The sequence below is a fragment of the Mycobacterium asiaticum genome (genome assembly GCF_001673365.1).
Classification (GTDB): Bacteria; Actinomycetota; Actinomycetes; order Mycobacteriales; family Mycobacteriaceae; genus Mycobacterium; species Mycobacterium asiaticum_A.
The window spans coordinates 1-10,212 of record NZ_LZLS01000055.1; the positions used below are offsets into that span (position 1 = coordinate 1).

General features: G+C 64.4%; 11 protein-coding genes and 1 pseudogene. 9 read left to right on the plus strand and 3 right to left on the minus strand.

Features of this window, described 5'->3' with window-relative positions; all coding sequences use genetic code 11:
- Window positions 1-78, plus strand: a pseudogene (locus tag A5634_RS30285) (hypothetical protein); the annotation flags it as partial.
- Between the two features lie 11 nt (window positions 79-89).
- Here A5634_RS30285 and A5634_RS05945 read toward each other — a convergent pair.
- Window positions 90-1,292, minus strand: a complete 1,203-nt coding sequence (locus tag A5634_RS05945) for a cytochrome P450 (protein WP_065143155.1) — start codon at window positions 1,290-1,292, stop codon at window positions 90-92.
- 44 nt (window positions 1,293-1,336) lie between these two features.
- On the opposite strand from A5634_RS05945, the gene A5634_RS05950 reads away from it, so the two are divergent.
- Window positions 1,337-2,047 (plus strand): acetoacetate decarboxylase family protein, encoded by a 711-nt coding sequence (locus tag A5634_RS05950; protein WP_065143156.1) that lies wholly within the window; start codon window positions 1,337-1,339, stop codon window positions 2,045-2,047.
- A 57-nt stretch (window positions 2,048-2,104) separates the two neighbouring features.
- Here A5634_RS05950 and A5634_RS05955 read toward each other — a convergent pair whose 3' ends face one another.
- On the minus strand, window positions 2,105-3,136 hold the full coding sequence (locus tag A5634_RS05955) for an LLM class F420-dependent oxidoreductase (protein ID WP_065143157.1): 1,032 nt from the start codon (window positions 3,134-3,136) through the stop codon (window positions 2,105-2,107).
- Between the two features lie 70 nt (window positions 3,137-3,206).
- On the opposite strand from A5634_RS05955, the gene A5634_RS05960 reads away from it, so the two are divergent.
- Genes A5634_RS05960 through A5634_RS05980 form a run of 5 tightly spaced genes read left to right on the plus strand, consistent with a single transcriptional unit; the run spans window position 3,207 to window position 7,745 of the window.
- On the plus strand, window positions 3,207-4,199 hold the full coding sequence (locus A5634_RS05960) for a Zn-ribbon domain-containing OB-fold protein (protein ID WP_065143158.1): 993 nt from the start codon (window positions 3,207-3,209) through the stop codon (window positions 4,197-4,199).
- A gap of 15 nt (window positions 4,200-4,214) precedes the next feature.
- Complete coding sequence (locus A5634_RS05965; RefSeq protein ID WP_065143159.1) at window positions 4,215-5,279, plus strand: thiolase domain-containing protein; 1,065 nt, start codon at window positions 4,215-4,217, stop codon at window positions 5,277-5,279.
- Window positions 5,279-6,469 (plus strand): thiolase domain-containing protein, encoded by a 1,191-nt coding sequence (locus A5634_RS05970; RefSeq protein WP_065143160.1) that lies wholly within the window; start codon window positions 5,279-5,281, stop codon window positions 6,467-6,469. Before A5634_RS05965 ends, A5634_RS05970 begins: the two co-directional genes overlap by 1 nt.
- Complete coding sequence (locus A5634_RS05975) at window positions 6,466-7,347, plus strand: TIGR03619 family F420-dependent LLM class oxidoreductase (protein ID WP_065143161.1); 882 nt, start codon at window positions 6,466-6,468, stop codon at window positions 7,345-7,347. The genes A5634_RS05970 and A5634_RS05975 overlap by 4 nt, the downstream gene beginning before the upstream one ends.
- Window positions 7,344-7,745: a nuclear transport factor 2 family protein gene (locus A5634_RS05980; RefSeq protein WP_065143162.1), complete on the plus strand. Its 402-nt coding sequence runs from the start codon at window positions 7,344-7,346 to the stop codon at window positions 7,743-7,745. The genes A5634_RS05975 and A5634_RS05980 overlap by 4 nt, the downstream gene beginning before the upstream one ends.
- Before the next feature lie 21 nt (window positions 7,746-7,766).
- On the opposite strand, the gene A5634_RS05985 is transcribed toward A5634_RS05980, so the two are convergent.
- Window positions 7,767-8,306, minus strand: coding sequence for a gamma carbonic anhydrase family protein (locus A5634_RS05985; protein ID WP_065143165.1), 540 nt, complete (start codon window positions 8,304-8,306; stop codon window positions 7,767-7,769).
- 129 nt (window positions 8,307-8,435) lie between these two features.
- Between A5634_RS05985 and A5634_RS05990 the strand changes: the two genes are divergently transcribed.
- Both A5634_RS05990 and A5634_RS05995 read left to right on the plus strand, forming a co-directional pair.
- On the plus strand, window positions 8,436-9,605 hold the full coding sequence (locus A5634_RS05990; RefSeq protein WP_065143163.1) for a Rieske 2Fe-2S domain-containing protein: 1,170 nt from the start codon (window positions 8,436-8,438) through the stop codon (window positions 9,603-9,605).
- Window positions 9,606-9,610: 5 nt separating this feature from the next.
- On the plus strand, window positions 9,611-10,057 hold the full coding sequence (locus tag A5634_RS05995; protein WP_065143164.1) for a hypothetical protein: 447 nt from the start codon (window positions 9,611-9,613) through the stop codon (window positions 10,055-10,057).
- The last annotated feature ends 155 nt before the right edge of the window (window positions 10,058-10,212 follow it).

Consider the following 10,212-nt stretch of genomic DNA (forward strand, 5'->3'; position numbering starts at 1 on the left):
CCGCATCTCGTCGATAGGTTGATCCTGGTGGGCGCCGGCGGCGTCACCAAGGACGTCAACATCGCCCTTCGGTTCGCGGGCCAAAAGAGCTAGAGCGGCGCGCTTGGCGTGAACACCACCGGCATGGACTCCAGGCCGGACACGAAGTTCGCCGGCCGCAATGGCAACGCCGATTCGTCGGCCAGTCGCAAATCAGGTAGCCGCTGCAAAACCCGTGACGTCATCATCGACAACTCCAAGCGGGCCAACTGATTTCCCATACAGAAATGGGTACCGAAACCAAAGGCCAAGTGGCTGTTCGGGTTTCGCCGAATGTCGAACTTCTCCGGCTCGTCGAACACCGTCTCGTCGAAGTTCGCCGACTCGAATAGCAGCATGATCTTCTCGCCCGCGTTCAGCGCCGTTCCGTGAAATTCGGTGTCAGCGGTCAACGTTCGGCACATGTTCTTCACCGGCGACGTCCAGCGCAGCATCTCCTCGATGGCACCCGGAAGCAGTGACGGGTCAGCCACCATCGCGTCGAATTGGTCGCGGTGCCGCACCAACTGCTCGGTACCACCGCTTAGCGTGTGCCGCGTGGTCTCGTCACCGCCGATCAAGATCAGCAACGTCTCCATGACGATCTCGTCGTCGGACATCCGCTGCCCTTCGACTTCTGCGTTGATCAGGATGGAGAACAGGTCGTCGGTGGGCTCGGCGCGGCGCTTGCCGATCATGTCCATGGTGAACGCGGTGTACGCGGCGAACGCCTCCATCACCGTCTGGAACTCCACCGAGGTCGGGTCGATGTGCGACGAAAGCCCGCACACCAGGTCGTCCGACCACTTCAACAGCATGCTGCGCTCTTCGGGGCGCACGCCGAGCATGTCGCCGATCACCGCCATCGGCAACGGCGCGGCGATGTCGCGGACGAAGTCACACTCGCCGCGCTCGCACACCGCGTCGATCAGGGTGTCGCACAGCTCTCCGATGGAGGCTTCCTTGTCCTTGACCCGCTTGCGCGTGAAGCCGGCGTTGACCAACTTGCGCCGCACCAGATGCGCCGGGTCGTCCATGTCGATCATGTACGGCATGCCGGGCTGATCCGGGCGAATACCGCCGGTGCTGGAGAACAGCTCCGGATTGCGCTCGGCATCCAGAATCGCCTGATACGTTGTCGCACCGGCTAATCCGTTGCGATCCCGGAACACCGGCTGGTTGGCACGCATCCAGCGGTACGCCTCGCGCGCGGCGACGCCGTCGGCATAGAAATTGCCGTCCGCCAGATCAATGTCCAGGATCGTCGAAGTCATCTACTGCCTCCACTCTGAGATTCGAACCCATTACAGTAAGCCTCATGTCCGTCTCGCAACACACCATCGCCGGCACCGTCCTGACCATGCCGGTGGTTATCCGCAAAGCCGACCAGCACGCCGCAATGTTCTCCGTCGACGCCAAAGCAGCCCAACGCCTGATCGACTACAGCGGCCTGCAGATCTTCGAATACCTGCCCGGCCGGGCGATCCTGGCCCAGCTGCTGGTGCGCTACATCGACGGCGACCTCGGCAAGTACCACGAGTACGGCACCGCGTTCCTGGTGAACAGCCCCGGCACCACGCGCAAAGGCCTCCGCGCGATGGGCAAGGCGGCCACCTTCATCCACCATTTGCCTGTGGACCAGGAGTTCACTCTCGAGGCCGGCCGCACCATCTGGGGTTATCCGAAGATCATGGCGGACTTCAATGTTCGCGAGGGACGCAAGTTCGAGTTCGACGTCAGCGCCGACGGGCAGTTGATCGCCGGGATCGAGTTCAGCCGCGGACTGCCGCACCCGGCGCCGGGCCGGCAACAGCTCACGACCTACTCGCACCTGGACGGCGTCACCCGCGAGATCGCGTCGGAGATGACCACCACGGGCGTGCGCACCCGCCTTGGCGGCGCCCGGATCAAGCTGGGCGACCACCCCTACGCCAAGGAGCTGGCGACGTTGGGGCTGCCCAAGCGGGCGCTGATGACGCAGTCGTCGGCCAACGTGGAGATGTCGTTCGGCGACGCCCGCGCCCTCTAAGCCGATCCCCATCCGGTCAATCTAGAACGCGTTCTAACCGGGCTGCAAGCCACCCCGTCAGGTCAGCGCGGCCAGGTCTCTGACCTGCTCAGCACTACGAGCGGACACCACCATCATGGTCACGCCCGCGGCCTCCCAGGCCACGATCTGCTTACGCACGTAGTCCAGGTCGCCGACGATCATGGCGTCGTCGACCAGTTCGTCCGGGATCACCTTCGCCGCCTCGTCCTTGCGGTCGGAGCGGAACAGCTTGGTCACCTCGTCGACCACCTCGGCGTAGCCCATCCGGCGGTAGACGTCGGCGTGGAAGTTGGTGTCTTCGGCGCCCATGCCGCCCATGTACAGCGCCAGGAACGGCTTGATGCCCTCGAAGGCGGCGGCGCGGTCCTCGGTGACGACGATTTGTGCGGTCGCGCAGATCTCGAAGTCTTCCCGACTGCGCCGGGCACCGGGCCGGGCGAAGCCCTCGTCGAGCCATTCGTTGTACATGTCGGCCATCCGCGGCGAATAGAAGATCGGCAGCCAGCCGTCGCAGATTTCGGCGGCCAACGCAACGTTCTTCGGCCCCTCGGCGCCAAGCATGATCGGGATGTCAGCGCGCAGGGGATGCGTGATCGGCTTCAATGCTTTGCCCAAACCCGTTGTGCCATCACCGGTCAACGGCAGCGGATAGTGCGGCCCGTCACTGGTGACCGGCTCCTTGCGGGCCCACACCTGGCGCACGATGTCGATGTATTCGCGGGTGCGTGCCAGCGGCTTGGGGAAGCGCTGCCCGTACCAGCCCTCGACGACTTGTGGGCCGGACACGCCCAGCCCGAGGATGTGCCGGCCCCCGGATAGGTGATCCAGTGTCAGCGCCGCCATCGCGCAGGCCGTCGGCGTGCGCGCGGACAGTTGCACCACCGAGGTGCCCAGCCGCACCCGCTGCGTGGACGAACCCCACCAGGCCAATGGTGTGTAGGCGTCCGAGCCCCACGCCTCCGCGGTGAACACCGCATCGAACCCGGCTTCCTCGGCCGCGGCGACGAGCTCCGCATGGTTCTGCGGGGGCTGAGCACCCCAATAACCCAGTTGCAGTCCGAGCTTCATAGCCAGCCTCCTCAAGCCTTCACTAACGGCTTAGTTGAAACCATTGTTAGAACCTGTTCTACTCGAAGGCGTGACAGCCAGTTCGAGCGGCCCGGCCCTGATCGATCACCCTGAGCCGCCTCTCTCCGCACCGTTGACGTTGTCCTTCGACTACACCCGTTCGGTGGGTCCCACGCTAGGGAAGTTCTTCACCGCACTGCGTGAGCGCCGCGTTCTGGGAGTACGCGGTTCCGATGGCCGGGTTCATGTGCCGCCGCCGGAATACGACCCGGTTACCTACGATCCGCTGGGCGAGATGGTACCGGTGTCCAGCGTCGGCACCGTAGTGTCCTGGACCTGGCAGCCCGAACCGCTCGGCGGTGAGCCGCTGGACCGGCCGTTCGCGTGGACGCTGATCAAGCTCGACGGGGCCGACACTCCCCTGCTGCACGCGGTGGATGCGGGCTCGGCGGACGCGATCAAGTCGGGCGACCGGGTGCGCGTGCATTGGGCTGACGAGACGGTGGGGGCCATCACCGATATCGCTTACTTCGTGCCGGGTGACGAGGAAGAGCCGGCCGAGCCAGCTTCCAGCGAGCAGGACCCGGTCACGATGGTCGTCACGCCGGTATCCCTGACGATTCAGCACACCGCCTCCCACGAGGAGAGTGCCTACCTGCGCGCGATCGCCGAGGGCCGGCTGATCGGAGCAAAGACCGGCGAGAACGGCAAGGTCTACTTCCCGCCCCACGGCGCCGACCCGGCCACCGGCCAGCCCACCACCGAGTTCGTCGAGTTGCCGGACAAGGGCACGGTGACGACGTTCGCGATCATCAACATCCCGTTCCAGGGTCAGCGCATCAAACCGCCCTACGTGGCCGCCTACGTGCTGCTCGACGGGGCCGATATTCCGTTCCTGCACTTGGTCGCCGACGTCGACGCGCACGAGGTCCGGATGGGGATGAAGGTCGAGGCGGTGTGGAAACCCCGTGAGGAGTGGGGATTTGGCATCGACAACATCGAATACTTCCGGCCCACCGGTGAGCCGGACGCCGAATACGACACCTACAAGCACCACCTGTAAAGGGCCACTTAACACATGAGCGCTCGCAATGTAGCGGTTGTCGGCTTCGCCCACGCGCCGCACGTTCGCCGTACCGACGGCACCACCAACGGTGTCGAAATGCTGATTCCGTGCTTCGCCCAGCTCTACGAGGAGTTGGGCATCAAGCGGACCGACATCGGCTTCTGGTGTTCGGGATCATCGGATTACCTTGCCGGACGGGCATTCTCGTTTATCTCGGCGATCGACTCGATCGGAGCCGTGCCGCCGATCAACGAATCGCACGTCGAGATGGACGCCGCCTGGGCACTTTACGAGGCCTACATCAAGATCCTCACCGGCGAGGTCGACACCGCGCTGGTGTACGGGTTCGGCAAGTCGTCGGCGGGCATCCTGCGCCAAATCCTCACCCGGCAGACCGACCCGTACACCGTCGCGCCACTGTGGCCGGATTCGGTGTCGATGGCGGGCTTGCAGGCCCGGATCGGCCTGGATTCCGGCAAGTGGACGCCCGAGCAGATGGCTCAGGTAGCGCTGGACTCGTTCGCCCAGTCCGAACGCAACGATTCGGAGAAACCGGCCAAAAGCATCGACGAACTGCTTGCCCGCCCGTTCTTCAACGACCCCCTGCGCCGCCATGACATCGCGCCGATCACCGACGGGGCGGCCGCCATCGTGCTGGCCGCCGACGACCGCGCTCGGGAGTTGCGCGAAAACCCCGCGTGGATAACGGGAATCGAGCACCGCATCGAAACACCGGCACTGGGTTTGCGCGCTGACCTCACCACCTCGCCGTCCACCGCGGCGTCGGCCAAAGCCGCAACCGCCGGCGACAACGCGATCGACGTCGCCGAAATCCACGCGCCGTTCACTCACCAGCACCTGATCCTGGCCGAAGCCATCGGATTGCCCGAGTCGGCCAAGGTGAATCCCTCTGGCGGGGCACTGGCGGCCAACCCGATGTTCGTCGCGGGTCTGGAGCGGATCGGCCTGGCTGCCCAACACATTTGGAACGGATCGGCGCAGCGGGTGCTGGCGCATGCCACCAGCGGCCCTGCGCTGCAACAGAATCTGGTCGCGGTCATGGAAGGACAGAACTGATGGCCGGCGCAGGAGCGCATCTCGCCGCGGTACTCGGTACCGGGCAGACGAAATATGTGGCGAAGCGCAAAGACGTTTCGATGAACGGCATGGTGCGCGAGGCGATTGACAGAGCGCTCGCGGACTCGGGCTCCACCTTCGACGACATCGACGCCGTGGTGGTCGGCAAGGCACCGGACTTCTTCGAGGGCGTCATGATGCCGGAGCTGTTCATGTCCGACGCCATGGGCGCCACCGGCAAGCCGCTGATCCGGGTGCACACCGCGGGTTCGGTCGGCGGATCCACCGCGGTAGTGGCGGCCAGCCTGGTCCAGTCCGGCAAGTACCGCCGAGTGCTGGCAATGGCGTGGGAGAAGCAGTCGGAATCCAATGCCATGTGGGCACTTTCGATTCCGATCCCGTTCATCAAGCCGGTCGGCGCGGGTGCGGGCGGCTATTTCGCGCCACACGTGCGGTCTTACATCCGCCGCTCCGGGGCACCGACCAACATCGGCGCTATCGTCGCCGTCAAGGACCGACTCAACGGAGCCCGCAACCCCTTGGCGCATCTACACCAGCCGGACATCACCGTCGAAAAGGTCATGGAGTCCCCCATGCTGTGGGACCCGATCCGCTACGACGAGACCTGTCCGTCCTCCGACGGTGCGGCCGCGGTCGTCATCGGCAACGAGGAGGCCGCGGAAGCCCGCCTGGCCCAAGGTGAACCGGTTGCATGGATTCACGCCACCGCGTTGCGCACCGAACCGTTGCAGTTCTCTGGCCGCGACCAGGTCAATCCGCAGGCGAGTCGCGACGCGGCGGCCGCGTTGTGGAAGGCGGCCGGCATCACCAGCCCCATCGACGAGATCGACGCCGCGGAAATTTACGTGCCGTTCTCCTGGTTCGAGCCAATGTGGTTGGAAAGCCTCGGTTTTGCGCCCGAGGGTGAGGGATGGAAGCTCACCGAGGCAGGCGAGACGGCGATCGGTGGACGGATACCGGTGAACCCCTCGGGTGGGGTGCTCTCATCGAATCCGATCGGTGCTTCCGGCCTGATCCGCTTCGCCGAGGCCGCCATTCAGGTGATGGGGAAGGGCGGCGATCACCAGGTGCCCGATGCCCGAAAAGCGTTGGGCCACGCCTACGGTGGCGGCTCGCAATACTACTCGATGTGGGTAGTCGGCAGCGACAAACCCGAGCAAGTCGGATGAAATACACCCTCAGCATCGCGTTCAGCCCGATCGACCAGCTGGCGGATCTGGCCAGGGCCGCAGAGGAATTCGGATTCGACTCGATCGCGCTGCCGGATTCGATCTTTTATTTCGAGAAGCAAACGGTCGACTATCCCTATACCGCCGACGGCAAGCGGATGTTCGACGAGAACTCCCCCTGGGTCGACCCACTGATTCTGGCGGGCACACTGGGTGCGGTCACCTCGTCGCTGCGGTTCTACACCAACGTGATGAAGCTCGGGTCGCGCAACCCGCTGTTGTTGGCTCGGCAGGTCGGCTCGGTTGCCAACTTGACCAACAACCGCTTCGGCTTCGGTGTCGGAATCGGCTGGGCGCCGGAGGAATTCGAGTGGTGCGGGGTGCCGTATGCGCGCCGCGGCAAGCGTGTCGACGAGATGATCGAAGTGATCAAGCTGGTGCTGGCCGGCGGCATGGTCGAATTCCACGGCGAGTTCTACGATTTCGACCGGTTGCAGATGAGCCCGGCGCCCAGCGAACCGGTGCCCTTCTACGTCGGCGGACATACCGATGTGGCGCTCAAGCGCGCCGCGCGCGTCAGTGACGGCTGGACCAGCGCGATGATGACGCACGCGCAATTGGACGAGACCATCGGCAAGCTTAAGGCGCTACTCGCCGAAAACGGCCGCGCGGACGATCCTTTCGAGTACCAGGCCGTCTGCATGGACAAGTTCGGAGTGGACGGGCATCGCGAGCTCGCGGAGATTGGTGTCACCGACTACATCACCATTCCTTGGGTTTTCGACGGTCTAGGGTTCGACGCGCCCCTGGATAAGAAGCGGGACTCGCTTAAACGCTTCGCCGAGACCTACATTCACTCGGGCTGGCAGGACAAGTGAACTCGGCGCACGAAGCCGGACAACGCTCACGTGAGGCAGTTGCCGCCCGCGACAAGCAAGCCTGGCTAGGGGTATTCGCCGACGACGCCGTCGTCGAAGATCCCATCGGCCCATCGCCTTTCGATCCCGAGGGCATCGGACATCGCGGGCGCGACGCGATCTCGCGATTCTGGGACTTGGCGATCGCGCCCACCGACAAGATCGAGTTCTTCTTCCGCGACACCTACCAGTGCGGCAATGAGGAAGCCAACGTCGGGCACATCCTGATCACCACCGGCGATTACCAGGTCACCGCCGAAGGCGTGTTCACCTACAAAGCCAACGACCAAGGTCAACTGGTTGCGTTGCGCGCCTTTTGGGAGATAGACAAGGCCACAGCCAGCGCCCGAAAGGTCTGACCACCTTCGTCCGACGGGGGCTCAGTCCACGCTCGGACCGATCGGCTCCGCGCCCACAATGTGGCGTTGCGCCAGATCGCGATAGGCCTGCGGGTTGACGTTGACCCACATTTCGGCGCCGGTACCTTCGATTGGCCCTTTCACTTTCGCCGGTGCGCCCGCCACCAACATCCCCGCTGGGACCTGCGTGCCCCCGACCACCAGAGCGCCGGCCGCAACCATGCATCGCGCCCCGATCACGGCGCCGTCGAGCACCGTGGAGTGGTTGGCGATCAAAGCCTCAGAACCCATGTGAGCACCGTGAATGACACACAGGTGCGCGATCGTGGCTCCGGGGCCGACGTCCACCGGGATGCCCGGCGGTGCATGCAGCACCGAGCCGTCCTGCACGTTGGCGCCCTCGCGGATTACCACCGGGGCGTAGTCACCGCGCAGTACCGCGTTGTACCAGACGGATGCGCCCGCCTCGACGGTGACGTCACCGATCAGGGTCGCGGTCGGCGCCACGAACGCGGTGGGATCGACCTTCGGTGAACGACCTTCGAATGAAAACAGCGGCATCAAATACATATACCGCACAGCGCATATGCCCCGGCCAGACTCGCCGTCGTTGCGCTTCCCTACCCCAAAACTGTAACGTGTTCTAGTTAGAAGCCCTTTTCTTGGCGATATCACGGCGGAGGTAACCAGGTGAGTACCGGCACAAGTGGCGTCGGTGTCCGGGAAATCGATCCCGGCGCGTTGCCGACCAGGTATGCCCGAGGCTGGCACTGCCTGGGCGTGGCAGACGACTTCCGCGACGGCAAACCGCATTCGGTCCAGGCGTTCGGCACCAAGCTGGTGGTGTTCGCCGACTCCCAGGGCGACATCAAGGTGCTCGACGGCTACTGCCGTCACATGGGCGGTGACCTGTCCGAGGGCACCATCAAGGGCGACGAGGTCGCCTGCCCGTTCCACGACTGGCGCTGGGGCGGCGACGGCCGCTGCAAGCTGGTGCCGTATGCCAAGCGCACTCCCAAGACCGCACGCACCAGGTCGTGGACAACGGACGTGCGCAGCGGTCTGCTGTTCGTCTGGCACGACCACGAGGGCAATCCGCCGGACCCGGCGGTCCGCATCCCCGAACTGGCCGAAGCCGCCAGCGACGAGTGGACCGAGTGGCGATGGAACAGCGTGCTCATCGAGGGCTCCAACTGCCGCGACATCATCGACAACGTCACCGATATGGCGCACTTCTTCTACATCCACTTCGGGCTGCCGACGTACTTCAAGAATGTCTTCGAAGGACACATCGCCTCGCAGTACTTGCACAATGTGGGCCGGCCCGACGTCGACGACTTGGGCACGTCTTACGGTGAGGCACACCTTGATTCGGAAGCCTCGTACTTCGGGCCGTCGTTCATGATCAACTGGCTGCACAACAGCTACGGCGGTTACAAGGCTGAGTCCATCCTGATCAACTGCCACTACCCCGTAACGCAGAACTCTTTCATGCTGCAGTGGGGTGTCATCGTCGAAAAGCCCAAGGGCATGGACGAAAAGATGACCGACAAGTTGTCCCGGGTGTTCACCGACGGGGTTAGCAAGGGTTTCCTGCAGGACGTCGAGATCTGGAAGCACAAGACGCGAATCGACAACCCGCTGCTGGTTGAGGAGGACGGCGCGGTCTACCAGCTGCGTCGCTGGTATCAGCAGTTCTATGTAGATGCAGCGGACGTGACGCCAGAAATGGTGGAGCGCTTCGAGATCGAAGTCGACACCACCCGCGCCAACGAGTTCTGGAACGCCGAGGTGGCCGAGAACCTCAAGGCACGAGACGCGGAAACGTCTTCCGAAGAAGTACCGGCCGAGCAGCACTGACGAATATGGCTGAGGATCAGCCGGCAGTACCCGACGTCGATCGCCTGGCGCGGTCGATGCTGGCGCTGCACGGTGACCACCATGATCACGACGAAGTACCGTCGAAGAACGGCGGGTCGGGATCATGGTCGAAGTCAAGGGATTTCAGCAATGATCCGCCTCGTGCGGCTGCCGTGGCCGAAGCGAGTCGCGCCGACCGCGAGCGTTATCTGAGCGCCGGCCTGCAACCCGTGGACTGCCGCTTCTGCCACGTCACGGTGACGGTGCGCAGGCTGGGGCCCGGACACACTGCGGTGCAATGGAATACCGAGGCCACCCAGCGTTGTGCGCACTTCGCCGAGGTGCGCGCCTCCGGTGGCGACACGGCCCGTACCCGAGCCTGCCCTCGGCTTTCTGACAGCATCGAACATGCTGTGGCCGAAGGGATTCTGGCCCGCGAATCGGCCGACTGAACGTAGTGCTTCAGCCCGCCCGGGTGGCGCCGCACGAGGCAGGGGGCATAGTTGCATTTGCCCGCCTCGGAGCGACAACATTGCCCGAATCGTCGCCCGTGACCCCGCCCGCCTGCGGCGCCGCGGGTAAGGCGGCACCGGGCCGGGCAGGGCAG

Excerpts from the sequence above, each read along its gene's own strand:
- A5634_RS05965 (WP_065143159.1), top strand. The coding sequence starts at position 4,215 with ATGAGCGCTCGCAATGTAGCGGTTGTCGGCTTCGCCCACGCGCCGCAC.
- A5634_RS05985 (WP_065143165.1), bottom strand. The coding sequence starts at position 8,306 with ATGCCGCTGTTTTCATTCGAAGGTCGTTCACCGAAGGTCGATCCCACC.
- A5634_RS05955 (WP_065143157.1), bottom strand. The coding sequence starts at position 3,136 with ATGAAGCTCGGACTGCAACTGGGTTATTGGGGTGCTCAGCCCCCGCAG.
- A5634_RS05970 (WP_065143160.1), top strand. The coding sequence starts at position 5,279 with ATGGCCGGCGCAGGAGCGCATCTCGCCGCGGTACTCGGTACCGGGCAG.
- A5634_RS05975 (WP_065143161.1), top strand. The coding sequence starts at position 6,466 with ATGAAATACACCCTCAGCATCGCGTTCAGCCCGATCGACCAGCTGGCG.
- A5634_RS05945 (WP_065143155.1), bottom strand. The coding sequence starts at position 1,292 with ATGACTTCGACGATCCTGGACATTGATCTGGCGGACGGCAATTTCTAT.
- A5634_RS05950 (WP_065143156.1), top strand. The coding sequence starts at position 1,337 with ATGTCCGTCTCGCAACACACCATCGCCGGCACCGTCCTGACCATGCCG.
- A5634_RS05995 (WP_065143164.1), top strand. The coding sequence starts at position 9,611 with ATGGCTGAGGATCAGCCGGCAGTACCCGACGTCGATCGCCTGGCGCGG.